Genomic DNA, 24,739 nt, shown 5'->3' on the forward strand with positions numbered 1-24,739 from the left:
GCGTTACCGCGGCGGCGTGGCGCCCGACAAAAACGCGACGAACTCGCGCGTGTACTTCGGCAGCGCGTCGAACGACCGCGCGCAGAGCGTCAGTTTCCGATGGCTCCACGGATCGGACAGCTCGACGAGCCGCACGTCCATCGTCTGCATCGCGCGCTCGGCCGCATGCCGCGACACGATGCCGATGCCCACGCCGCTCGCGATCACGCGGCAGATCGCGTCGAAGCTCTTCAATTGCACGCGATAGCGGATCCGCTTGCCGAGCGCGCGCGCCTGGTCGGCGAGATGCACCTGCAGCGCGCTGCCGTCGGTGAGGCCGATGAAGTCTTCGCCCGCGATGTCGTCGAACGCGATCTTGTCGTGCGACGCGAGCGGATGCGCGGCCGGCACGACGACGATCAGCCAGTCTTCGCGGAACGGCTTTTGTTCGAGCCCGCCGAGGCCGACCGAATCGGCGACGATGCCGATCTCGGCCGTCTTGTTGCGGATCGCATGCACGATCTCCTGGCTCGAGCGTTCCTCGACGCTGATCGACAGCTTCGGATGGCGCGGCAGGTAATCGGCCAGTGCGTCGGGCAGGTATTCGCTCAGCGATGCGGTGTTGCACAGCAGCCGGATATGGCCGCGCAGCCCCTGGCCGTATTGCTGCAGTTCGCCGCGCATGTGATCGATCTGCTGCAGCACGGTGCGCGCGTGGTGTTCGAGCGCGCGGCCCGCATCGGTCGCCTGCGCGCCCGACTTGGTCCGGTGCAGCAGCGGCACGCCCAGTTCGTCCTCCATCCCGCGAATGCGCTCGCTCGCCGCCTGCAGCGTGATGTGCGTGCGTTCGGCGCCGCTCGTGATCGTGCCGGCCTCGCAGATGTTCAGGAAGAGCCGCAGGTCGGTCAGGTCGAAGCGCATGATGGCAAGGCGATGGGGGGAATGGCCGATAAGTTAGCAGGAACCGCGGCGGCGGTCTCAGGGTTGGCCTGAGACCCGGTTCGCCGCTTCCGCATTCCCGGGGCGCGATCGATGGCCGATCATGAACGCACATCAACCGGGGAGCCCGTCATGCGGATCGATTCGTCATGGGGCGTGTCGTTCAAGATCGCGCTGCATCTGCTGTTCCTGTGCGTCGGCGTCGCGTGGGCCGGGGCCCAATTCGTCGCATGGTTGAGATGAACGTCGCGCGTTTGTCTATGAAAACGAAGTTGCCATAGTTTTTTGCGACGAAAATTCTTCCGTTTTTCTCCGAAAGGACCATCAAGTTTTTCCGGATCGGACCGTATTACCGGTAACGCATGCCGGCCGGCATCCGCTCCGTGATCGTTTGTCATCATTGTTTGCATCCGGTTACACGTCGGCCGTTCCGTTTTTGAGATGCTTGAAGGATTGTCAAACCGGAGTCGGATCGTCCATGAAAACGCGCGAGATTCACCGCAAGGCGGCGTGGCTGTCGGGCCTGGCCGCCGTGCTCGTCATGGCCGGTTGTGCAAGTACGCAGTCCGTTGCGCCGAGCGACACGCTGGCGGGGCAGCCTTCCGATTCGAGCCGGCCTGCCGCGCCGTCGGCCGGACCGATGCCGGCCGCGCCTATGCCGGCCGCGCCTAAGCCGGCCGCGCCGATTCTCGTCGCGAAAAAGTACGTCGTGAAGCGCGGCGACACGCTGACGGGCATCGCATCCGCGAACGAGTGCAGCGTGGCCGACTTGCGCACCTGGAACAAGCTGGCCGCGAACGGCAGGCTGCGCCTGGGGCAGGTCCTGCGCATCGTCAAGCAGCAGCCGCTGCCGCCCGCGGGCGCGGCTGGCACGCAGGCTGTGGCGGGCAATGGCGCGGCGGATAATCAGGCCGCTTCGCCGGCCAATCCGCAAGCCACCGCGTCGACCGCGAGCGACCGCCAGGTCGTCAAGGAAACGAAGCGCCATGCGGGCGGCGTCGCGCTGAAGTGGCCCGCAACCGGCAAGATCGTCGAAGGGTTCCGGCCCGGGCAGAACCGCGGCATCCAGATCGCCGGCCGGCCGGGCGACCCGGTTCGCGCCGCGGCCGACGGCCGGGTGATGTATGCGGGCACCGGCCTGAACGATTACGGCAGCCTGATCATCGTGCAGCACAACGCGGATTTCCTGACCGCCTATGCACACAACCGCAAGCTGCTCGTGAAGACGGGCGACATCGTGCATCAGGGCGATGCGATCGCCGAGATGGGCGACCTCGACAACTCGCGTGTCGCGCTGCTGTTCGAGGTGCGACGCGACGGCAAGCCGGTGAACCCGATGCCGTACCTGCCTTCGTCGCAAGGGTGAAGCGCGGCCGTCGCGCTGGAACGCGGCGGCGGTCGCTGCTACGCTAGGTGTTCATGCGAATCCCGCCATCGCGGGGCCGACGGGCGTCTTTCGGGGATGCGCGGCGAATGCCGTCGCGGGCCGGCCGTCGGCGTGAACGGTCGCGCGTCGCCGATGCGCGGCCGCGTTGCTTCGCGCCACCGTTTCCGACAGAACAGATCTCATCCATGGAACATTCTCCGACACGCCGCTCGCTGTTGCTTGCCGCCGTTGCCGCGCCGTTCGTTGCCGCATGCACGTCGGCGCCGGTCGCCGACCAGGGGCGCGCCCATACTGGACAAGCCGAACTCGCCGCGCTGGAAAAAGCCTCGAACGGGCGGCTCGGCGTCGCCGCGCTCGATACGTCGAACGGCGTGCGCATCGCGCACCACGCGCGCGAGCGCTTCCCGCTGTGCGGCACGTATGCGGTCATGGCGGCCGCCGCGATGCTCGCGCGCGGCGCGCTCGACGCATCGCTGCTGCCGCGCCGCATCCTGTACCGTCGCTATGAAATCGTGTCCGGCTCGCCGATTACGGAAAGCCGCGTCGACACCGGCATGACGATCGCGCAGCTGTGCGCGGCGATGCTGCAGTCGGGCGACAAGGGCGCGGGCAACCTGCTGATGGGCGTGCTCGGCGGCCCGCAGGCCGTCACGGCGTTCGCGCGCGAAAGCGGCGACACCACCTTCCGCCTCGATCACTGGGAACCCGAGCTGAACAAGGCCGCGCCCGGCGACGAGCGCGACACGTCGACGCCGGTCGCGATGGTCGACACGCTGCAGCGGCTGCTGCTCGGCGACACGCTGCGCGAACCGCAGCGCGCGCAACTGACGGAATGGATGGTCGGCGGCGCGCGCGGCGCGACCGGCATCGCGGCTGGCGTGCCGCCCGGCTGGCGCGTCGCCGACAAGGCCGGCACCGGCGGCTACGGCACGACGACCGACATCGCGGTGCTGTGGCCGCCGTCGCACGCGCCGATCGTGATGGCCGTGTCGTTCACGCAGCCGGAGGCGACTGCCGCGGCGCGCGCGGACGTCGTCGCATCGGCGGCGCGCATCGCGGCGGGCGCGCTTACCGCGACGGCCTGAGTATCCGGCGTCTCGCGCAAAGCCGGCGTTTGGCTTATCGTGTCGGTCAGCGCGCGCCGGCGTCGGCGCGCGGCCCATCCGCGCCGTTTCCCGTTTCCCGTTCGCCATGCGCCGACTTCCGCCCCTGCACGCGCTGCAGATCTTCTCGACGGTGGCTCGCCACCGCAGCTTCACGCGCGCGGCCGAGCAGCTGTGCATCACGCAGGGCGCGGTGAGCCGGCAGATCCAGACGCTCGAGGCGCATTACGGTTTTCCGCTGTTCAGGCGGCATGCGAAGGGCCTCACGCTGACGGCCGAGGGCGAGCAGTTGTTGCCGGTGGTCGACGAGAGCTTCGCGCGGATCGAGGACATCTCGATGAAGCTCACGCGGCAGCGCACCGATCTCGCGCTGAAGGTGCCGACCTGCGTGATCCGCTGGATGCTGCCGCGCATCATGCGTTTCCAGGGCGAACATCCCGATCTCCACGTGCAGATCACGACCGCGTGGCAGCACGTCGTCGATTTCTCGAGCGAACCGTTCGATGCGGCGATCGTCTACGGGACCTCGCCCGGCCCGGGCGTCGTCGCGCTGCCGCTGTTCGACGAGCGGCTGACACCCGTTTGCGCGCCCGAGTTGCGGCAAGCGTCGCCGCTCGATGCGGTCGGCGATCTCGCGCGCCATACGCTGCTGCATCCGACGCGCGACCACCGCGACTGGCGCGCATGGCTCGACCATGCGGGCGAGCGTGGAGTCGATCCCGCGCGCGGGCCGACGTTCGACACGCTCGATCTCGCGACGAACGCGGCGATGCAGGGCTTCGGCGTCGCGATCGGCGACGTGACGCTCGTCGACGACGACGTCAGCGCGCGCCGGCTCGAACGGCCGTTCGACATCGTGCTCGAGACGGGCGCGCGCTACTTCTTCGTCTATCCCGAGAACCTCGGCGGCCAGCAGAAGATTCGCGCGTTCAGCGACTGGATCGCGCGCCATCGCGACTGACGCGCGGCCGCGGCGAGCTTTACTGGTAGGTCACGACGGCGATCATCGGTGCACGACTGTTGCCCGCGCGCTTCGGTAAAACGATTGCGCCCGAAGCTTCGGTAAAGGTCGTGGTCTTGACGGCCTGCTGGCTCGCCGCGTCGACGAACGCGATCTGCCCGGTCGCGGGCCGCGGGCAATCGGCGCGTATGCGGGCGGCGTTGGCCGTGTCGGGCGCGAACGAGCAGGGCGGCTCGACGATCATGCCGGTGAAGTGGATGATGCCGGATGCGCCTTCGGCAAAGGACGAGGAAGGCGCCAGAAGCGAGGCAGCCAATGCGAACGAGGCGGCGAACAGGCGATGCTTCATGACAGGCTCCAGAGAGGAAGCGCGTCGCAGCGAGGCCGCTCGAATGGCAGTCCGTCAACGCTGCGATGCTGTATGCGTAAACGGCAATTTCATCGAACCTCTTGAGTGAGAAACCGGAAATAACGACGACGAGCAAACGACGCCGTGTTTCTTCAATCAATTTATCTCAAAATTGTGCGGCCGCAAGTCAGGGTATTGCCGATGACGTAGGCTCGGTGGATACCCGTCAATGGATGCGGGATTTGCAGGTAAATCGTTGAGGGCTCAACGAATCGGCAATCCTGAGAATGGCGATTCGCCAAAAGAAAACGGCCGCTCGCGCGGGGCGAGCGGCCGTGTTGCGCTGGCGCGCGGCGGGCGGTGTTCAGCCCGCGCGCTTGCGGATCGCGCCGACGACCACGAGCAGCACGATCGCGCCGATGATCGACGCGATCCAGCCGGCGCCCTGGCCAGGCGCGTACCAGCCGGCCGCGCGGCCGACGTAGCCGGCGACCAGCGAACCCACGACGCCGAGCACGATGGTCATCAGGATACCCATCTTGTCGTCGCCCGGCTTGAACGCGCGGGCGAGGAGGCCGACGATGAGCCCGACGACCAGGGTTTCGATGAATTGCAGCATGGATGCCCCCTGTTGCTGTTGAGTTGTTGACGAAAGGAAATGGACTCGCCCGGCGCACCGGGGTTCCCTGCGACGGCGAACCCGTGCGCGGCGTGCCGAGTATCGCATGCCGGCGCGTCGTGCGGATGTCAGGCGGTCGGCACACCGGCCGCCGGATCGAGCCGTCGATAGCCTTCGGTCGCGTTCAGCAGCGTGCGCGTGTAGTCGCGTGCGACCTGCCCGGCGCGCACGTCCTCGACCCGCAATTGCTCGACGATCTCGCCGTGCTGCATTACCGCGACGCGCTGGCACAGGAAGCCGATCACCGCGAGGTTGTGGCTGACGAGGATCATCGTCAGGTTGCGTTCGCGATGCAGGCGGCGCAGCAGGTTGAGGATCTCGGCCTGCACCGATACGTCGAGCGCGGACGTCGGCTCGTCGAGCAGCAGCACGCGCGGCTCGACGATCAGCGCACGCGCGATCGCCACGCGCTGCCGCTGGCCGCCCGACAACTGGTGCGGATAGCGGAAGCGGAACGCGGGGCCGAGGCCGACCTCGGCGAGCGCGCGGGCGATCCGCGCATCGGGGTCGTCGATCGCATGGATCGACAGCGGCTCGCGCAGCGTCTGATCGACGGTGAAGCGCGGATGCAGCGACGCGTACGGATCCTGGAACACCATCTGCACGTGGCGGCGGAACGCGCGATCGGGCGTGCCGCCCACCGGGCGGCCGTCGATCGACAGGCTGCCGGACGCGAGCGGCACGAGGCCCGTCAGCGCACGCAGCAGCGTCGACTTGCCGGAACCCGATTCGCCGACCAGCCCGAACACTTCGCCGTCGCGCACCGCGAAGCTCGCGTCGCGCACGGCGTCGACGTGACCCGTGCGGGTCGGGAAACGGATCGATGCGTGATCGACGTCGATCATCGTGCGGGCTCCTGTCGATTGGCGGGCGCGAAGGCGGGCGGTGCGGAATCGAGCCATGCCGGATCGCGCCGCAGCACCGGCAGTTCGTCGGGCGGGTTCGCGAGCGGCGGGTTGGCCGCGAGCAGGCCGCGCGTATAGGGATGCGAAGCGTCGCGCAGGTCGCGCGCGGCGCAGGTTTCGACCACGCGGCCCGCATACATCACCGCGACGCGATCGCAGAACGACATCACGAGCGGCAGGTCGTGACTGATGAACATCAGGCCCGTGCCGTGGCGCGCGATCATCGCGTCGAGCACCGCGAGCACCTGCATCGACACCGCGACGTCGAGCGCGGACGTCGGCTCGTCGGCGATCAAGAGGCGCGGGCCGGTCGACACCATCATCGCGATCATCACGCGCTGACCCATGCCGCCCGACAGCTCGTGCGGATACGCATCGGCGACGCGCGCCGGGTCGCGGATCTGCACGGCCGCGAGCGCCTCGACGATCCGTTCGCGCAGCGTGCGGCCGCGCAAGCCGGGCTCGTGCAGGCGGAACGCCTCGCCCATCTGCTTCGCGACCGTCATCACCGGATTCAGCGAATATTTCGGGTCCTGCAGGATCATCCCCATCTGGCTGCCGCACAGCCGCCGGCGCTCGCGCGGCGACATCGCGAGCAGGTCGTGCCCCGCGAAGCGCATCGTGCGCGCCGAAAAGCGCGCGGCGTCGGGCAGCAGGCCGAGCAGCGCGCGGCCCGTCAGCGACTTGCCGGAGCCCGATTCGCCGACGATGCCGAGCCGTTCGCCGGGCGCGAGGGTCAGCGACAGGTCGCGCACGGCGTCGGTCACGCTGCCGTCGTGCCCGCGAAAGCCGATCTTCAGCCCGTCGATCTCGCAGAGCGGCGCCGGCGCGGTAGTGGAATTCGTCGGCATGTCACGCTCCATGACGGGGATCGAAGACGTCGCGCAGCCCGTCGCCGAGCAGGTTGAACGCGAGGCTCACGAGCAGGATCGCGATGCCGGGCAGCGTCGCGACCCACCACGCGTCGAGCAGCACGTTGCGGCCCGACGCGACCATGAAACCCCACTCGGGGCTCGGCGGCTGCGCGCCGAGGCCGAGAAAGCCGAGGCCCGCGACGGTCAGGATGATGCCGGCCATGTCGAGCGTCGCGCGCACGATCACCGACGACATGCACAGCGGCATGATGTAGCGCAGCAGGATGCGCGGGCCCGACGCGCCTTGCAGCCGCGCGGCATGGATGTAGTCGGCTTGCGCGATGCGGATCGTCTCCGCGCGCGCGAGCCGCGCATACGCGGGCCACGCGGTGATCGAGATCGCGACCACGGCGTTGATCACGCCGGGGCCGAGCGCGGCCGCGAACGCGAGCGCGAGCACGATCTTCGGGAACGCGAGCGCGATGTCGGTGATGCGCATCAGCACGCTGTCGACGAAGCCGCCGCAATAGCCGGCCGTCGTGCCGATCAGGAGGCCGATCGGCACGACGATCGCGACGACGAGCAGCGCGATGCCGAGCGTCAGGCGCGACCCGGCGATCAGCCGCGAGAGGATGTCGCGGCCGAGCTGGTCGGTGCCGAACCAGTGCGACGGCGAGCCGGGCGGCAGCAGCCGGTCGGACAGCACCTGGCGCAGCGGATCGTGCGGCATGATCAGCGGGCCGACGATCGCGACGACGATCAGCGCAAGCAGGATCGCCAGCCCGAACAGGTTGAGCGGATTCGTGGCGAACCGGCGCCAGCGCCGGTACGCGAGGCCGAACGCGGCTTGCGAGCGCGACGCGGGCGCATCGGAAAGCAGCCACGCGCGCAGGGACAGACGCTCGGCGCTCATGGTTGGACGACCTTCGGCATCGGCGATGAAAGAAGCAGGAGGGAAGCGGTCATGTCGGGGCAGTCCTTTAGCGCGCACGCGGATCGAACACGCGGTACAGCGCGTCGGTCAGCAGGTTGACGGTGATGAACATCGCGCCGATCACGAGCGTCGCGCCGAGCACCGCGTTCATGTCGGCGTTCAGCAGCGCGCCGGTCAGGTACGAGCCGAGCCCCGGCCACGCGAACACGATCTCGGTCAGCACCGAGCCTTCGAGCAGGTTGCTGTACGTGAGCGCGATCACGGTGAGCAACGGCACCATGATGTTGCCGAACGCATGCCGCCAGATCACGCGGCGCTCGGACAGGCCCTTCGCGCGCGCGGTGACGATGTATTCCTGGCTCAGCTGGTCGAGCATGAACGAGCGCGTCATGCGGCTCAGATACGCGACCGAGTAGTAGCCGAGGATCGCGGCCGGCAGCGCGATGTGCGATACCGCGTTGCGGAACACGTCCCACTCGCCCGCGAGCGCCGCATCCAGCAGCAGGCTGCCGGTGCGCGGATCGACCATGCCGTCGTACACCGGGTCGAGCCGGCCGGGGCCGCCGACCCAGTGCAGCCGCGCATAGAACAGCAGCAGCCCCATCAACCCGAGCCAGAACACCGGCACGGAATTGCCGATCAGCCCGACGAAGCGCGCGACGTGATCGATCGGCCGGTTGTGCTTCACCGCGGCCGCGACGCCGAGCGGCACGCCGATCGCGATGCCGATCAGCGTCGCGATCGTCGCCAGTTCGAGCGTGGCCGGAAACACGCGCCGGATATCGTCGAGCACCGGGTTCGCGGTCAGCAGCGACACGCCGAGATTGCCGTGCAGCACGTCGCGCGCGTAGATCAGGAATTGCGTGGCGAGCGGCTTGTCGAGCCCGAGCGCGATGCGCTCGGCCGCGTACGCTTCGGCCGACGCGCGATCGCCGAGGATCGCGAGCACAGGGTCGATCGGCACCTTGCGGCCGATCACGAACGTCAGCGCGAGCAGCCCCGCGAACGTGACGGCGAGCGTGATCGCCCAGCGCAGCACGCGCAGCGCCCAGCGTACGGCCGGGCGCCGCGCGGGCAGCGTGCGCAGCGCTTCGAGGGAGGAGGCGGGAGTCGACATGCGGCGAATCTTATTGCTTCTTCAGGTTGCGGTACGACACGAGATCGTTGATCGGCCCGACTTCGAGCCCGCTCACGCCGGGCCGCGTCGCGACCTGCGCGACTTTCTCGAACATGATCACGAACGGCGAGCGCGCGAGCACTTCCTTCTGCATCGTCTGGTAAAGCTGCGCGCGTTTCGCGGCGGCCGGTTCGGCGAGCGCGGCGTCGGTTTGCTTCGTCAGTTGCGGGATGTCCCAGCTGTTGCGCCAGGCCAGCATTTTATAGCTCGACTTGTCGGCGTTGTCCGGATTCCACGCGAAACCCTGCGCGTTGCTGTGCGGATCGATGTAGTCGGCCGACCATTCGCCGATGTAGATGTCGTGCTGGCGCGCGCGGTATTTCGCGAGCGTCTGCTTGTTGTCGCCGGGGATCAGTTGCACCTTGATGCCGGCCTGCGCGAAATTCGCCTGCACGGCCTGCGCGATCTCCGTGTACGGATAGTCGTTGCGCACGTCCATCGTCACCGAAAAGCCGTTCGGCACGCCGGCCTTCGCGAGCAGCGCCTTCGCCTTCGCGACGTCGAGCTTGTACGGGTTCGCGTTCAGCGTGCCGAGGAAGCCTTCGGGCAGGAAGGTCTGGTGCACCTTGTAGGTCGTCTTCACGACGTTGCCCTGGATACCCGCGTAGTCGACGAGCCATTTCAGCGCTTCCTGCACGTCGGGTTTCGCGAGCGTCGGGTTCTTCGTGTTCAGGCCGAGATACAGCAGCGTCGCCTGCGGCGATGCCGCCACCTTCGCCTTGCCCGACTTCACGACCGACGCCAGATCGTCGGGGCTCAGGTCGCGCGCCGCGTCGACGTCGCCGTTTTCCAGCAGCAGGCGCTGGCTTGCCGCTTCGGGCACGTGGCGCAGCACGATGCGCTTCATCGCGAGCGGCAGCCGGTAGCCGTCGAAGCGTTGCAGCACGAGGCTGTCGCCGGCCGTCCATTTGACGAGCCTGTATGCGCCGGAGCCGGCTTCGTTGGTCTTCAGCCACGCGTTGCCGAAGTCGTTGCCTTGCTGGTGCGACAGCAGCAGCTTCCTGTCGAGCACCGACGCGGGCCACGAGCCGAGCACGTTTAGCACGAAGGTCGGCGCGTACTTGCGGTCGGTCGTGACCGACACCGTCGCGTCGTCGAGCTTCTTCACGTTCGCGACGACGTTCGCCTTCGTGAGGCCGATGCCGGTCAGCACGGCGGCCGGCCCCTTGTCGAGCAGCACCGCGCGCTGGATCGACCACGCGACGTCGTCGGCCGTCAGCGGGTTGCCCGAGTGGAACTTCAGGCCGGTACGCAGCTTGAACGTGTAGGTCAGGCCGTCGGGGCTCACCGTCCACGATTGCGCGACGTCGCCGTTGAATTTCGATGGATCGCGCAGGTCGACGCGCACGAGCCGGTCGTACGTGTTCGCGACGTATTCCTCCGGCACCAGTTCGTAGATTTCGCCCGGGTCGAGCGTCGTGAATTCGTCGAGCAGCGTGGCCATCACGAACATGTCCTTCGGCGTTTCCGCGTGGGCGGCGGCAAGCGGAACGGCGGCGAATACGGACGCGGCGGCCAGCGCCGCGACGAGCCGGGAGGTCGGGAATTTCATGGGCGCTTCTCCATCTGTCGTTTGAGTCGTTGAACGTGAACGTGCATGAAAAAGGGGGCGTGCGCTGCCGCTACATCAGGCGCCACGGGCCGCTCGCCGCATTGTCGATCTGCGGCAACGCGTGCGAGCCGGGCAGTTCGTAGTGCCACCATTCGCTGTCGATGTGCGCGAAGCCGGCCGCGTGCATCACGCCGAGCAGCAGCAGCCGGTTGCATTGCACGTGTTCGGGCAATCCCGCGTGAAAATGACCCGACGCGGCGACCATCTCGTCGAAGCCCGTGCCCATGTCGAGCGGCTCGCCGTTCGCGCCGACGAGCGTCAGGTCGAGCGCGGTGCCGCGGCTGTGATTCGAGCCGCGCCCGAGATCGGCGATGAAATTCGGATCGGGCAGGAAGTCCCACAGCACCTGCTGCGCCTGCGGCGGCCGGTAGGCGTCGTAGATGCGCAGCGTGAAGCCGGCCTGCGCGGCGACGTCGACCGCGCGGCGCAATGCGGCTTCGGCCGGCGCCAGCAGCAGGCAGTGCGCGCGGCGGTAGATCGGCTTGCCGGTCAGGTTGCGGTCGGTCGCATAGACGAGATCGATGTCGACGCGATGCGTGGCGGGCGTGATTTCGACGAGGCGGTGATCGTTCATCGGCGGGGCGGCTTCGCTCAGGATTCGAATTGGTCGAACGTGCGCTGCAGTTCGCGGTTGCGCGCGACGCGCCGGTCGATCGCGGGGCCGAGGCGGTCGACCACGGCCGTGATCAGCAGGTTGAACAGGCAGGTGAGCGGTGCGAGCGAATCCCAGAACTGGCCGACGTCGGTTTTCACCTGCAGCAGATCCGCCGGCCATTCGCGCGCCCACGGGCAATACAGATCGGTGACCAGCGCGAACGGCTGCCCGCGCTCGGCGGCCGCCTGGCAATAGCGGCGCGCGCTGCGCGAATACGCGCGCGTGTCGGTGACGATGCAGTACGGCCGTTCGAACTCGGAATTCAGCGAATCGACGTACGAACCCGACTGGCCGTCGGAATAGAACACGCGCGGGCGCAGGTATTCGAGGTAGCTGCTGAATGCGTTGCTGATGCCGCGCGTCGACTGGATGCCGAGGATGAACACGGCGTCGGCATGCGCGATCCGGTCTGCCACCTGCGCGAACACCGGGCCTTCGGCCAGGCGGTACACGTGGCGGATCGCGTCGAGCTCGCGCTCGAGCGACGACGCGAGCGTGCTGCCATTGCTGTTGCTGTCGCGCTCGCCGGCGGTCGTTTGCGTGGCGCTGGCGCGGCGGTACTCGTCGAGCCGGTCGGTGATCATCCACGGGCGATCGCCGCCGCCGCGCAGTTCGCGTTTCAGGTCGTCGAGATTGCGGTAGCCGACGCTGCGCAGGAACCGCCCGACCGAAATGCCGCTGGTGCCGGCTTGCTGCGCGATCTGGTCGGCGGTCTCGAGGCCGAGCCGATCGAGGTTCGCGAGCATGTAGCTCGCGATGCGCTTGGCGGTCGGCGTCAGCTCGGCATAGCGGGACTCGACGGTATGGGCGAACGCGCAGGTCATCGGCTGTTAGATCGTTGTCATTTGATGATTCGATGTCATCTATCTGACAAAACCAAAATCATTGGCGCCAGCGAATAAAAACTATGGCTGGCTCACGATGATAGGGGCGGGGAACACCCGATGAGCGGAGACGGGTGGCCCGCATGACGGATTATTCCTGACAGGCATATTGCGCGTTTATGTTTGACGGGAATAATTTGCGTTTATTTCTCACAGAGATATACTGCATGGATCGTATACCGAGCCCATCCCCGTGAATCTCATCGTCAATACCCCCGTGCAACTGGCTGAAATCCTGTCGTCCGCACGTCAGGCCAAGGGGCTGACGCAAGCCGAAGCGGCGGCGCGCATCGGCGTCGGCCAGTCGCGCCTGTCGTCGCTCGAAACCACTCGCACCGAAAGCCTGTCGCTCAGGCAGTTGCTCGAATTGACCGCGCTGTACGGTCTCGAACTCAGCATCTGCACGAAGGACGGGCGCGACGCTGCCAACGTCGACTGGTAATCGATGGGACGCAAATCGCACGGCCGCGCGCTATCGATCTGGGCCAACGGCGTGCGGGTGGGAATCTGGCGGATTCCCGCGCGCGGCGACATGGAACTGCTGTACGACGCCGGCTGGAAACAGTCGGACGCCGGCCGCCCGTTGTCGCTGTCGCTGCCGTTCGGCGTCGGCGATGCGCCGTTGCGCGGCGAGCGCGTCAATCACTACTTCGACAATCTGCTGCCGGACAGCGATGCAATTCGTCGGCGGCTTGCATCGCGGTTCGGCACGGCGACGATCGAGCCTTTCGATCTGCTCGCCGCGCTCGGCCGGGACTGCGTCGGCGCGGTGCAGTTGCTCGGCGAGGATGAAACCCCGGCAGGCCATGACCGGATCGACGGCACGCCGTTGTCCGACGACGAGGTGGCGCGCGTGCTCGATCAGGCGAGCGGGGCGGTGGGCGGTGCGCAGGACGACGACGATTTCCGCCTGTCGCTGGCCGGCGCGCAGGAAAAGACCGCGCTGCTGTTTCACGACGGGCGATGGATGCGTCCGCATGGCGCGACCCCGACGACGCATATTCTGAAGTTGCCGCTCGGGCTGGTCGGCAACAAGCGTGCGGATCTGACGACATCCGTCGAAAACGAATGGCTGTGCCTCGCGATCCTGCGTGCGTTCGGCCTGCCGACGGCGGAGGCCGACATCGTGCGTTTCGGCGCACACAAGGTGCTGTCGGTCACGCGCTTCGATCGCGCGCTGCATCGTGACGGCGGCTGGCTGTTGCGCTTGCCGCAAGAAGATTTCTGTCAGGCGCTCGGCGTGCCGCCGCATCTGAAATACGAATCGCAGGGTGGCCCCGGGGTGCCCGATCTGGCCGGCATCCTGCGCCGGTCGGAAACGGCGCAGGCCGACCTCGACACGTTGTTCACCGCGTTGGTGGCGTTCTGGATGCTTGCCGCACCGGACGGGCATGCGAAGAACTTCAGTCTGCGCCTGCTGCCGGGCGGCCGCTTCCGTCTGACGCCGCTCTACGACGTGATGTCGATCTGGCCGGTCGAGGGAGATGGCGCGAACCAGTGGTCGTGGCACAAGGCGAAGCTCGCGATGGCGGTGCACGGCAAGCGCAAGCACTACGCGATGCGCGATATCACGCGCCGGCACTTCACTGCGATGGCGGAGCATTGCCTGCTTGGCGATATCGCGACACCGATCGTCGACCGGCTCGTCGCGATGACGCCCCAGGTGATCGAATCGGTCGGCGCGGCGCTGCCGGCCGGATTTCCGGCGAGGATCGCCGAACGCATTCTCGGCGGATTGCGCTTCGCCGCGCAACGACTCGCCGACATGCCGCGGGAGTGACCCGCCCCGGTTCCGCTCCGGGCCGGTGAAAGCCGGCGCATCCGCATTTTTCCGTTCCGGTTTGCGCGCCAGGAAACCCGAATCGATGGCATCGGGCGGCAATCGCGCGGTGCGCATATCGAGCACAGCTTGCCGCCATTTACAGTCTGCTGCATCGCAATAATTACAAAATTAAAGTCGATCAGTTTAACTCATCAATCAAGATTAATAATTCATTTAATTTTTAGATGGTTTTGTATTTAACTTGCGTCACGGGATGTTTGATTTTCGGTAATTCGAAAAAGCGGCAAGTATTCCGTAATGGAAATTCTCTCGATTGCACGAATAAGAGGAAATCATGACGAATCTTTCTCGACGCAAGATGTTGACGAGCACGGCCGGCGCGATTGCCGCCGCGGGCATCGCGGTAACCGCCAAGGCCGCCTCGTTCGGTAATCCGGACAGCCCGCCGGAAGGCGCGGTGAATGCGCGCAACCGCCAGAGCCTGACCGATCCGGGGCCTAAAAATCCGGCCATCGCCAATCAATTCCCGTCCTTTCAGGATCCGCCGGCCACCGATATCAACGGGATGCCGTTATTCTGGGCGTCTTTCAATAATGCGCATAAGCGCATTCAAAATGGCGGATGGGCGCGCGAAGTCACGCAGGACGATTTCGCGATTTCCGAAACCATTTCCGGCGTCAACATGCGCCTGACGCGCGGCGGCATTCGCGAGATGCATTGGCACCAGCAGGCCGAGTGGGCGATCATGCTCGACGGCCGCTGCCGGATCACGGTGCTGGACGAACTCGGGCGGCCGTCGGTGCAGGACGTCAAGACCGGCGACCTCTGGTATTTCCCGCCCGGCCTGCCGCATTCGCTGCAGGGCATCGGCAGCGACGGCGCCGAATTTCTGCTCGCATTCGATAACGGCCGCGCATCGGAATTCAACACGCTGTTGCTGACCGACTGGATCGCGCATACGCCGCCCGACGTGCTTGCGCTGAACTTCGGCGTGCCGTCCGACGCGTTCAGGAACGTGCCGCTCGACAACCTGTGGATCTTCCAGGGCGACGAACCGGGCCCGCTTGCGGACGCGCAGCGCGCGTCGGCCGCGTCGGCCGGCGCGCCGCCGCATCCGTTCGTCTTTTCGCTCGGCGACATGAAACCGGTCAGGAAGACGCGCGGCGGCGAGGTGCGGATCGCGGACAGCACCAACTTCAACGTATCCACGACCGTCGCGGCGGCGCTCGTCACCGTGCACCCGGGCGGCATGCGCGAGTTGCACTGGCACCCGAACGCCGACGAATGGCAGTACTACCTGCAAGGCGAGGCGCGGATGACCGTGTTCGACACGGGGCCGAAGGCGCAGACGGCCGACTTCCGCGCGGGCGACGTCGGCTACGTGAAGAAGAGCCTCGGGCACTACGTGCAGAACACCGGCAAGACCGACCTCGTATTCCTCGAGATCTTCAAGACCGACCGCTATGCGGAGGTGTCGCTGTCCGACTGGCTCGCGCACACGCCGCCGAAGCTCGTCGAAGCGCACCTGAACATCGCGCCGGACGTGATCGCACGGTTTCCGCGCAACCGTCCCGACGTCGTGCCGCTGTGACGCCGCCGGCGTCCTGCCATGGCCGGCACGCGGCATGCTGGTTGTGGCGGGGCGCGATCCCTGAATCAGCCGTCCTCATTAGAACGGAATACTTGCCATGATTCCCGTCCCGAGCAAACCTGCCGGCGGCTTTGCGCTGCCGGGACTGTCCACCGAGCAGACCGACGGCGCGGCGCGTGCCGCGCTGGAAGGGCGCCGCACCGGCGTCGCCGCGTTGCTGCCGTTCGTCGGCCCGGCCGTGATCGCATCGATCGGCTACATGGATCCCGGCAACTTCGCGACCAACATCCAGGCCGGCGCCGCGTACGGCTACCGGCTGCTGTGGGTCGTGCTGGCCGCGAACGCGATCGCGATGCTGTTCCAGGCGATGTCGGCGAAGCTCGGCATCGTGACCGGCCGCAATCTCGCCGAGCTGTGCCGCGACCGCTTCCCCGCGCCGGTCGTGTGGGGCATGTGGGTGGCGTCGGAGATCGCCGCGATGGCGACCGATCTCGCCGAATTCCTCGGCGGCGCGCTCGCGTTCGGGTTGTTGTGCCACCTGTCGCTGTTCGCGGGGATGATCGCGACCGCGTTCGCGACCTGCGCGATCCTCGCGCTCGAAAAACGCGGCTTCCGGCCGCTGGAGGCGGCGATCGCGGCATTGGTCGGCGTGATCGGCGCGTGCTATCTCGGCGAACTGCTGATCGCGCCGCAGGACTGGCATGCGGCCGCGTTCCATCTGGTGGTCCCGCAGATTCCGGATCATGCGGCGCTGACGATCGCGGTCGGCATCATCGGCGCGACGATTATGCCGCACACGCTGTATCTGCATTCGGGCCTCACGCAGGATCGCACCGCGCCGCGCGACGACGCCGAGCGGCGGCGGCTCGTGCGTTTCTCGAACCGCGAGGTCGTGGTCGCGCTCGGGCTCGCCGGGTTCGTGAATCTCGCGATGGTGATGATGGCGTCGTCCGCGTTTCATGCGGCCGCGCCGGGCATGACCGACATCGGCGACGCCTATCACACGCTGATCCCGGTGTTCGGGCCGGCGGCCGGCGCGCTGTTTCTCGTCGCGTTGCTGACGTCGGGCGTGTCGAGCTCGGTGGTCGGCACGATGGCGGGGCAGGTCGTGATGCAGGGCTTCATCCACCGCCGCATGTCGATCTGGGTGCGGCGCGCGGTGACGATCGCGCCCGCGTTCGTGGTGGTGGCATTGGGCTGCGACGTCACGCGCGCGATGGTGGCGAGCCAGGTCGTGTTGAGCTTCGTGCTGCCGATGCCGATGATCGCGCTGCTGCTGCTGTCGGCGCGCACGGACGTGATGGGCGCTTACGCGATGCGGATGCCGCTGCGGATCGTCGCCGGCGCGGCGACGGTCGTGATCGTCGGGCTGAATGCATACCTGGTGTGGGCGGCATTCAATTGAACGGGTGCGGGCGGCCGCCTGCTGCCGCATGTCCGGCGCCCCGCGCGGCCGCCGGATCGCGTGGCACTGCCGGCCGCCGACGCGCGTCGCGGCCAGCGCGGGCGGCCGCGATTACTTCGCGAGCGTGCGGTACGACACGAGGTCGTTGATCGGCCCGATTTCCGGCCCGGTCGCGCCGGGGCGCGTGGCGACCTGCACGACCTTCTCGAACATGATGATGAACGGCGAGTTCGCGAGCACGGCCTTCTGCAGCGCCTCGTAACGCTGCGCGCGCTTCGCGGGCGACGGCTCGACGAGCGCGGCCTCGGTGTCCTTCGTCAGTTGCGGAATGTCCCAGCCGTTGCGCCATGCGAGCATCTTGGTCGGCGACTGGTCCGAGTTGTCCGGATTCCACGCGAAGCCGCGCGCGTTGCTGTTCGGGTCCATGTAGTCGGGCGACCATTCGCCGATGAAGATGTCGTGCTGGCGCGCGCGGTACTTGCCGATCGCCTGCTTCGCGTCGCCCGGGATCAGCTTCACGCGGATGCCCGCCTGCGCGAAGTTCGCCTGCAGCGCCTGCGCGATCTCGAGGTACGGATAGTCGTTCGGCATGTCCATCGTCACGTCGAAACCGTTCGGCAAGCCGGCCTTCGCGAGCAGCGCCTTCGCCTTCGCGACGTCCTGCTTGTACGGCCGCGCGTTCAGCGTGCCCAGGAAGCCTTCGGGCAGGAAGGTCTGATGCACCTTGTACGTCGTGCTGACGATATTGCGCTGGATGCCGTCGTAATCGACGAGCCACTTCATCGCCTGCTGCACGTCGGGCTTCGCGAGGTTCGGGTTCTTCGTGTTCAGGCTCAGGTACAGCAGGGCGGACACCGGCCACGACGCGACCTTGATCTTGCCGGCCTTCGACAGCGCGGCGAGGCTGTCGGGGCTCAGGTTGCGCGCGGCGTCGGCGTCGCCGTTCTCCAGCAGCAGCCGTTGCGCGGAGGCTTCGGGCACGTGGCGCAGCACCACGCGCTTCATCGGGTACGGCGTGCGGTATTTGTCGAAACGCTGCAGCACGATGGTCTCGTTCGGCGTCCACTTGACGAGCTGGTACGGGCCCGAGCCCGCGTCGTTGGTGCGCAGCCAGCCGCTGCCGAGATCGTTGCCTTGCTGGTGCGACAGCAGCAGCTTCTTGTCGAAGACCGATGCCGGGCACGCGCTCAGCACGTTGAGCACGAAGCTCGGCGCGTACTTGCGGTCGGTTTCGAGCGCGACGGTTTGCGGATCGACCACGCGCACCTTCTGCGTCACGTTCGCCTTCGTGAGGCCGAGATCGGCGAGCACGCCGGCCGGCCCCTTGTCGAGCAGGATGGTGCGCTGCAGCGACCACGCGACGTCGTCGGCGGTGACCGGGTTGCCGGAATGGAACGTGAGGCCGGGGCGCAGCTTGAACGTGTAGGTCACGCCGTCGGCGCCGACCGTCCACGATTGCGCGATCTGTCCGTCGAAGCGCGTCGGGTCCTTCAGGTCGACGCGCACCAGCCGCTCGTAGGTGTTCGCGACGTATTCGGACGGCACCAGCTCGTAGATCCCGCTCGGGTCGATGGTCGTGAATTCGCCGAGCTGCGTGGCGACGACGAAGATGCCGGGCGGCGTGGCCGCCTGCGCCGGCAGCGCCGGAACAAGCGCGACGAGCGCGGCGCTGACGAACAGCCGGGACAGCAGGTGCTTCATGCGGGCTCCATCGAAAGGGAATCGTGGTGCGATTCTCTCATCGACGGGCACCCGGATGAAAATATTCGGCACGCGCGCCGGGCGGCGCACAGCGGCGGGCCGGGCGGGCGCCCGGCGCCGGGGGCGTCAGATCGCGCAGCGCGCGATCGCGAAGCGCATCGCTTCCTCGGCCGGCTCGTTGCCGGAGCCACGCACGACCTTGATCACCGAGCCGCTGCCCGACGGCGTCAGCGTGACGAAGTAGGAATTCGAGCCGACGGCGATGTCGGTCACGCCGTTGTGCTGCGATTGCTCGGTGCCCGACAGGCGGCTGTCGAGGCAGTTCGCGACCGCGTAGGCCGGACGTTGCGACGACACGTAGATCATCGGCGCGGCGCCCGAGCCGGCCGAGTCGGACGAGGGCGAGGAACCGCAGGCGGCGAGCAGCGCGGCGGGAAGGAGCAGCAGGAATCGTTTCATGGTCGGCGTCGGGTGTCTCGTGTCGAGGCTGGGGCGCGGGGGGCGAAACGCGAAGCTTCGCGACGAAACCGCCCGGAATCGGGCCGCTTTTGACGGACGACGAGACGGCAGGCGGCTGACGACGGAGTATACCCGCGGCATCCGACGCCGTTGGCGCGTTGAAACGATTCGATACAACACGGGCTCGCTGCCGCATGGGCGCCTGCCGATGGTGCCGCCCTGACAGGCGAGTTCCGCCGTCCGCGCGACGCCGGCGCTGCGTCCCGCGCAACGAATGCCGATCAATGCGCGCCGGCCGCCGCCGCATCGGCATCGCCGCCGCCCGAGCGCACCGGTTTCGTGATCCAGATCAGCGGGATGATCGCGATGAAGATGATCGCCGACACGTAGAAGATGTCGTTCAATCCCATCACGGCCGCCTGCGAATCGACCGATGCATTGAAGAACGCGAGCGCCGAATCGGGGCTCAGGTGCAGCAGGGAACGGGTCGTGTCGAGCTGCTGCGTGAAGACCGGATTGGTGACGCTCGCCTGTTCGGTGAGCCGCACGTGATGCAGGATCGTGCGGTCGTTCCACGCATTGCTGATCAGCGACGTCCCCACCGCGCCGCAGAACGTGCGGCCGAAATTCGACAGGCCGGCCGCGGCCGGAATCTTCTCCGGCGGCAGCCCGGACAGGATGATCGACGTCAGCGGCACGAAGAACATCGCCATCGGAATGCCTTGCAGCAGCGTCGGCAGCACCAGATCCCAGCGCGACACGTCGGTGTAGAACGTCGTGCGCATCATGAACACGACCGCGAAGCCGACGAACGCGAGCGTCGCGATATAGCGCGGATCGGTGCGCGGCAGCAGACGCCCCATGACCGGCGTGAGCAGGATCGCGAACAGCCCGAGCGGCGCGGTGGCGAGCCCCGAATCGACTGCCCGGTAGCCGAGATAGCCCTGCATCCATTGCGGCAGCAGCACGAGCGTGCCGAAGAACATCCCGTACGCGACGGAGATCGCGATCGTGCCGCCCGCGAAGTTGCGCTGCGTGAAGAGCCGCAGGTCGACGATCGGGTTGGCCTCGTTCAGCTCCCACACGAGGAAGAACGCGAAGCCGATCAGCGCGACGATGCCCAGCGCGACGACGACGGGTGAATTGAACCAGTCGAGATCCTTGCCCTTGTCGAGCATGATCTGCAGCGACGCGACCCACAGCACGAGCAGGAGCAGGCCGACCGTATCGATCGGCAGGCGGCGCGTGGCCGATTCGCGATCGCGGAACACGAACCACGTGACGGCCGCCGCGAAGAAGCCGACCGGGATGTTGATGTAGAAGATCCACGACCAGTTGTAGTCGTAGGTGATCCAGCCGCCGAGCGACGGCCCGGCGATCGGGCCGACGAGGGCCGTCATCGACCACAGCGCGAGCGCGGTCGACGACTTCTGCCGCGGCCATGCGCCGAGCAGCAGCGCCTGCGACAGCGGCGCGAGCGGCCCCGCCACCGCGCCTTGCAGGATCCGCGCGGCGAGCAGCGTCGGCAGGTTCGGCGCGATCCCGCACAGCCACGACGCGAACACGAACAGCAGGATCGACGCGACGAACAGGCGTACCTGGCCGAAGCGTTGCGTGAGCCAGCCGGTCAGCGGAATCGATACCGCGTTCGCGGCCGCGAAGATCGTGATCACCCACGTGCCTTCATCGACGGACACGCCGAGGTCGCCCGAGATCGTCGGGATCGCGACGTTCGCGATCGACGAATCGAGCACGTTCATGAACATGGCGAGCGATACCGCGATCGTGCCGATCGCGAGCTTGCCGCCCGACAGCGGTGCCTGGGGTGACGGAGATGACATGGGGTTCCTGCGTGATGGATGAAGGCCATACGGCGCGCGCCGTCCGCCGCGCATGCACGCGACGGGCAGGCGCGCGGCGAAGCGCGAAACCGACGGACGGACGCCGCCCGGCGGTCGGGCGAGCGGCGCCGTCGCGTGCGGCGTACGGTTCGATCGGTGATCGGAATGGCGAAGCCGGGGCCGGCTTCGCGGGGCGGACTATCGCCGGTCAGGAGGGTGCGACGCGCGTGATGCGTCGGCGGGCAGCGGGCACGTGGCTGCCGTCGCGTGTGTGGTCGTTTTTCATCGTCACAGGCTAACCATGCGGAGAACGACGATCAACGCCTGCGCGCTCATTAATTCCTTTCCTGCGTCGCAATAATGTAGTCGACGTGCATCGATTGCCGGCCGTGCGAGGCCGGTTACGGCGCGGTTCGCCAGGTGGCGAACAGTTCCGTCAGAAACTCGACGAACGCACGCACCTTGCTGTCGAGCGTCGCGCGGCGCGGGTAGAGCGCGTGCAACTCGACGTCGTTGGTGCGATGCCAGTCGGGCAGCACGATCTCGAGCTCGTTCCTCGCGAGCTTCCGTGCGGTGAAATGCGTGGAGATCAGCGCAATGCCGCCGCCGCTCGTGGCCTGGCGCAACACCGTCACCGATTCGTTCGAGATCAGCACGGGTTGCACCGGGACGTCGGCCCGATCGCCGTTGGAGTTGCTGAGCCGCAGCGTCAGGCCCGGCGCATCGCGGCCGACGAACAGGATGTCGTGTTGCGCGAGATCGTTCGGCGTGCTCGGCCGCCCGGTGCGATCCAGGTAGGCGGGGCTCGCGGCGAGCTTCGCATGCGACCAGCCGAGCGAGCGCGCGACGTAACCCGAATCGTTCAGCAGACCCGCGCGCAGCGCGACGTCGAAGCCATGCTCGACGAGGTCGAGTGGACTGTTGTCGTAGATCAGCACCAGTTGCACGAGCGGGTAGCGCCGGCGGAATTCGGCGAGCGCCGGTTCGAGCTGGAACAGGCCGATCGCATAGGGCACCAGCACGCGCAGCGTGCCTTCGGGGTCGGTGCGAAGCGTGCGGACCTGGCGGTCCGCGTCGAGCAGGATGTCCTCGGCGCGCAGGCAGCGCTCGTAGTAATCGCGCCCGGCTTCGGTGACCGACACGCGGCGTGTGGTCCGGTACAGCAGTTGCACGCCGAGATCGTCCTCGAGGTGCTTGACCTTGCGGCTCACGCGACTGAGCGGCATGTCGAGTTCCACGGACGCGGCGGTGAAGCTGCCGCGCTCCACTACGCGCAAGAATATTCGGATGCTATCGAGGTCCATACAAATTTGTTACGTGTTCAGCCTGCGCGCATCTTACCGTTGTCGGTCCTGCCTCTGCATTTTCATGTCAGTTGTCCCGATTATTCCGTGCACTGCAATACCGCATTCCGTTTTCCCCGGTAGTGGCGCGTGCCGCACGATCGTATGCTCGACGCATGAAATTTTCCGTCCCCGGCCTGCCGCCGATTGCGGCCATCCGCGCCGCGCTGCGCGATGCGTGGCCCACCTTGCCGCCGGGCGCGCTCGGCTTCGCATTGCGCAATACCGCCGCGTCGTTGCTCGCGCTCCATATCGCGTTCCGCATGAATCTCGACGACCCGATCTGGGCCGCGTCGACCGTGTGGATCGTCGCGCAGGGCAGCCGCGGGATGGGGCTGTCGAAGAGCCAGTACCGGATTCTCGGCACCGCGATCGGTGCGGCCGTGGCGCTCGCGCTGACCAGCGCATTCGCGCAGACGCCGCAATTGTTCCTGCCCGCGCTCGCCGCGTGGATCGGCCTGTGCGCGGGCATCGCGACGTTCCAGCGGAATTTTCGTGCGTATGCGGCGGTGCTCGCGGGCTATACGGCCGCGATCGTCGCGATGGACGCGGTATCCGCGCCGCTGCATGCGTTCGACATCGCGGTCGCGCGGTTTCTGTACGTGGTGGTCGGCATTCTGTGCGGTGCGCTGTTTGAAACGGTCTTCGCGCCGGGCGCGCCGCTGAAGGAGGTCCGCACGCGGCTCGCGCGCTATCTCGACCGCGCGGCGGCGGTCGGCGCGGGCGCGCTGCGCCGCGAGCCGAACGACGCGGCCGTCCACCGGCTGTTCGCGGACGCGCTCGAACTCGATACGGCAGCCGAATATGCGGCGGCTGGCGCACCGCCCGTGCGTAACATGATCGGCCATCTGCGCGTGGCGGCGCTGGGCGTGCTCGCCGCGCAGGCCGCCGGGCAGGCGATCCGCGAGCATGCGGCGCGCAGCGGCGACGCGCCGGAACCGCTCGTCGACGAGGCGGCAAGCGTGCTCGACCGGGTCGCCGTGTCGGGCGACTCGGGGCACGAGATAGTGGCGCTACGCGCGCGCGTGGACGACGCGTTGCGTGTCGAAGCGGCCGTGCCGGCCGGCACGGACACGTCGCGCCTGCTCACGCTCGACCGGCTGTCGGCGCTGCTCGGCGGTTTCGGCCGCGCATTCGCGAGCCAGGCATTGCTCGACCGTCCGGTGCCGCCGCCCGCACGCGTGCGCTATGCGTTCCACCGCGATCCGGTGCTCGCGTGCCACAACGGCGTTCGTGCGTTCATCGCGGTGCTGGCGGCGTCGGCGATCTGGATCTTCACCGCGTGGCCGGCGGGGGGCGGGTTCGTCACGATCACGGCCGTGGTGAGCGCACTGTTCTCGACACGTCCCAATTCGGTGCGGGCGATCGTCGGTTTCCTGAAAGGCACCGCATGCGCGGCGGTCGCGGGCGTCGTCTGCAACTTCGCGCTGCTGCCTGCGGTGTCGGGCTTCGAGATGCTCGCCTACATCCTCGGCGTATTCCTGATCGGCACCGGGATCGCGATGCGCCATCCGCGCACGGCGGCGATGGGCAGCGCGTTCTCGATCTTCTTCTGGAATTTCACGTCGCCGGACAACACGACGCGCATCGGCGATACCGCGTTCCTGAACAGCGCGCTCGCGACGCTGCTCGGTATCGCGTTCGGCGCGCTGATCTTCGCGCTGGTGTTTCCCGGCGATCCCGGCACCAGCCGGCGCCGCCTGCATCGCGCGGTGCGCCGCGATCTGGCCGGGATCGCGCGCGATCCGCGTGCGTGGCCCGCGAGTGCATGGTTGAGCCGCACGGCCGACCGTCTCGCGCGCGAGCTCGGCTTCGCGGGCAGCCTGCCGCAGACGCTGATCGAGCGCGACATGCGCGATCTGCTCGCGATCTGGGGACTCGGCGACAGCCTGCTGTCGCTCGCCGAACTGGCCACGCACGAACCGGCCGTGCGCCGTGCGGCAGCGGTGGTGCGGGGGCGCATCGTTCAGGCGGATTTCGCGCGGCTCGAACACACGTGCGCCGCAGCGGCCCGCGTGTTGCGGCGTCGCGTGGCCGCGCGCGACGGCGACGCCGCGCATGCGTTGCTGAGCGGCGTGGTCCTGCTGCATCGGATCGCGGACGCGGCCGCCGAGCATGGCGGCTTCCTGCGTGGCCGTCGCGATTGGGCGGGGTGGGTCAGGTGACGCGGCAGGGCGGGTCGGGCGTCGCCTCCGCCG

22 protein-coding genes are annotated in these 24,739 nt (G+C 67.6%); 8 read left to right on the plus strand and 14 right to left on the minus strand.

Annotation, left to right across the window (positions count from 1 at the left end; all coding sequences use genetic code 11):
• Positions 1 to 3: 3 nt before the first annotated feature.
• The gene (locus C5F75_RS21680; protein WP_059584965.1) at positions 4 to 900 is read right to left on the minus strand and encodes a LysR substrate-binding domain-containing protein; all 897 of its coding nucleotides are present in this window, start codon (positions 898 to 900) and stop codon (positions 4 to 6) included.
• Between the two features lie 496 nt (positions 901 to 1,396).
• On the opposite strand from C5F75_RS21680, the gene C5F75_RS21685 reads away from it, so the two are divergent.
• The 3 genes from C5F75_RS21685 to C5F75_RS21695 all read left to right on the plus strand — a co-directional run bounded on the left by C5F75_RS21685 (position 1,397) and on the right by C5F75_RS21695 (position 4,369).
• On the plus strand, positions 1,397 to 2,284 hold the full coding sequence (locus tag C5F75_RS21685; protein WP_089465605.1) for a peptidoglycan DD-metalloendopeptidase family protein: 888 nt from the start codon (positions 1,397 to 1,399) through the stop codon (positions 2,282 to 2,284).
• Between the two features lie 206 nt (positions 2,285 to 2,490).
• On the plus strand, positions 2,491 to 3,390 hold the full coding sequence (bla, locus tag C5F75_RS21690; protein WP_089465604.1) for a class A beta-lactamase: 900 nt from the start codon (positions 2,491 to 2,493) through the stop codon (positions 3,388 to 3,390).
• A 106-nt stretch (positions 3,391 to 3,496) separates the two neighbouring features.
• Positions 3,497 to 4,369, plus strand: a complete 873-nt coding sequence (locus C5F75_RS21695; protein ID WP_059584968.1) for a LysR substrate-binding domain-containing protein — start codon at positions 3,497 to 3,499, stop codon at positions 4,367 to 4,369.
• A gap of 19 nt (positions 4,370 to 4,388) precedes the next feature.
• Here the strand turns inward: C5F75_RS21695 and C5F75_RS21700 are convergent, their stop codons facing one another.
• From C5F75_RS21700 to sapR, 9 genes are all read right to left on the minus strand, one after another.
• Positions 4,389 to 4,718, minus strand: a complete 330-nt coding sequence (locus C5F75_RS21700) for a hypothetical protein (RefSeq protein ID WP_059639607.1) — start codon at positions 4,716 to 4,718, stop codon at positions 4,389 to 4,391.
• 364 nt (positions 4,719 to 5,082) lie between these two features.
• Positions 5,083 to 5,337, minus strand: a complete 255-nt coding sequence (locus tag C5F75_RS21705; RefSeq protein ID WP_059584970.1) for a GlsB/YeaQ/YmgE family stress response membrane protein — start codon at positions 5,335 to 5,337, stop codon at positions 5,083 to 5,085.
• A 128-nt stretch (positions 5,338 to 5,465) separates the two neighbouring features.
• The gene (locus C5F75_RS21710) at positions 5,466 to 6,242 is read right to left on the minus strand and encodes an ABC transporter ATP-binding protein (RefSeq protein WP_060310822.1); all 777 of its coding nucleotides are present in this window, start codon (positions 6,240 to 6,242) and stop codon (positions 5,466 to 5,468) included.
• Positions 6,239 to 7,153, minus strand: a complete 915-nt coding sequence (locus C5F75_RS21715) for an ABC transporter ATP-binding protein (RefSeq protein WP_104012737.1) — start codon at positions 7,151 to 7,153, stop codon at positions 6,239 to 6,241. Before C5F75_RS21715 ends, C5F75_RS21710 begins: the two co-directional genes overlap by 4 nt.
• Position 7,154: 1 nt before the next feature.
• Entirely contained in the window at positions 7,155 to 8,069 is a 915-nt protein-coding gene (gene nikC, locus C5F75_RS21720) for a nickel transporter permease (RefSeq protein ID WP_089465602.1), read from the minus strand.
• Between the two features lie 67 nt (positions 8,070 to 8,136).
• Positions 8,137 to 9,207 (minus strand): ABC transporter permease, encoded by a 1,071-nt coding sequence (locus C5F75_RS21725; protein ID WP_059584974.1) that lies wholly within the window; start codon positions 9,205 to 9,207, stop codon positions 8,137 to 8,139.
• A 10-nt stretch (positions 9,208 to 9,217) separates the two neighbouring features.
• Positions 9,218 to 10,819, minus strand: coding sequence for an ABC transporter substrate-binding protein (locus tag C5F75_RS21730; protein ID WP_060968811.1), 1,602 nt, complete (start codon positions 10,817 to 10,819; stop codon positions 9,218 to 9,220).
• 70 nt (positions 10,820 to 10,889) lie between these two features.
• Positions 10,890 to 11,453, minus strand: coding sequence for a D-alanyl-D-alanine dipeptidase (gene ddpX / locus C5F75_RS21735; protein WP_089465601.1), 564 nt, complete (start codon positions 11,451 to 11,453; stop codon positions 10,890 to 10,892).
• 17 nt (positions 11,454 to 11,470) lie between these two features.
• Positions 11,471 to 12,358 (minus strand): sap1 transcriptional regulator SapR, encoded by an 888-nt coding sequence (sapR, locus tag C5F75_RS21740; protein WP_059584977.1) that lies wholly within the window; start codon positions 12,356 to 12,358, stop codon positions 11,471 to 11,473.
• A 253-nt stretch (positions 12,359 to 12,611) separates the two neighbouring features.
• Here sapR and C5F75_RS21745 point away from each other — a divergent pair, with 253 nt between their 5' ends.
• From C5F75_RS21745 to C5F75_RS21760, 4 genes are all read left to right on the plus strand, one after another.
• Positions 12,612 to 12,860, plus strand: a complete 249-nt coding sequence (locus C5F75_RS21745) for an XRE family transcriptional regulator (RefSeq protein ID WP_089465600.1) — start codon at positions 12,612 to 12,614, stop codon at positions 12,858 to 12,860.
• A 3-nt stretch (positions 12,861 to 12,863) separates the two neighbouring features.
• Positions 12,864 to 14,198: a type II toxin-antitoxin system HipA family toxin gene (locus tag C5F75_RS21750; protein WP_089465599.1), complete on the plus strand. Its 1,335-nt coding sequence runs from the start codon at positions 12,864 to 12,866 to the stop codon at positions 14,196 to 14,198.
• 337 nt (positions 14,199 to 14,535) lie between these two features.
• Entirely contained in the window at positions 14,536 to 15,792 is a 1,257-nt protein-coding gene (locus C5F75_RS21755) for an oxalate decarboxylase family bicupin (RefSeq protein ID WP_059584980.1), read from the plus strand.
• 97 nt (positions 15,793 to 15,889) lie between these two features.
• The gene (locus tag C5F75_RS21760) at positions 15,890 to 17,197 is read left to right on the plus strand and encodes an Nramp family divalent metal transporter (protein ID WP_059584981.1); all 1,308 of its coding nucleotides are present in this window, start codon (positions 15,890 to 15,892) and stop codon (positions 17,195 to 17,197) included.
• 111 nt (positions 17,198 to 17,308) lie between these two features.
• Here the strand turns inward: C5F75_RS21760 and C5F75_RS21765 are convergent, their stop codons facing one another.
• The 4 genes from C5F75_RS21765 to C5F75_RS21790 all read right to left on the minus strand — a co-directional run bounded on the left by C5F75_RS21765 (position 17,309) and on the right by C5F75_RS21790 (position 22,502).
• On the minus strand, positions 17,309 to 18,898 hold the full coding sequence (locus C5F75_RS21765) for an ABC transporter substrate-binding protein (RefSeq protein WP_059584982.1): 1,590 nt from the start codon (positions 18,896 to 18,898) through the stop codon (positions 17,309 to 17,311).
• Between the two features lie 126 nt (positions 18,899 to 19,024).
• Positions 19,025 to 19,357, minus strand: a complete 333-nt coding sequence (locus C5F75_RS21770; protein WP_059584983.1) for a hypothetical protein — start codon at positions 19,355 to 19,357, stop codon at positions 19,025 to 19,027.
• Between the two features lie 281 nt (positions 19,358 to 19,638).
• Positions 19,639 to 21,198: a DHA2 family efflux MFS transporter permease subunit gene (locus C5F75_RS21780; protein ID WP_059584984.1), complete on the minus strand. Its 1,560-nt coding sequence runs from the start codon at positions 21,196 to 21,198 to the stop codon at positions 19,639 to 19,641.
• Positions 21,199 to 21,599: 401 nt separating this feature from the next.
• Positions 21,600 to 22,502 (minus strand): LysR family transcriptional regulator, encoded by a 903-nt coding sequence (locus tag C5F75_RS21790; protein WP_059584986.1) that lies wholly within the window; start codon positions 22,500 to 22,502, stop codon positions 21,600 to 21,602.
• A gap of 155 nt (positions 22,503 to 22,657) precedes the next feature.
• On the opposite strand from C5F75_RS21790, the gene C5F75_RS21795 reads away from it, so the two are divergent.
• Positions 22,658 to 24,706 (plus strand): FUSC family protein, encoded by a 2,049-nt coding sequence (locus tag C5F75_RS21795; RefSeq protein WP_059609060.1) that lies wholly within the window; start codon positions 22,658 to 22,660, stop codon positions 24,704 to 24,706.
• Positions 24,707 to 24,739: the final 33 nt, after the last annotated feature.

The sequence above is a fragment of the Burkholderia anthinoferrum genome, assembly GCF_002925705.1.
Taxonomy (GTDB): Bacteria; Pseudomonadota; Gammaproteobacteria; order Burkholderiales; family Burkholderiaceae; genus Burkholderia; species Burkholderia semiarida.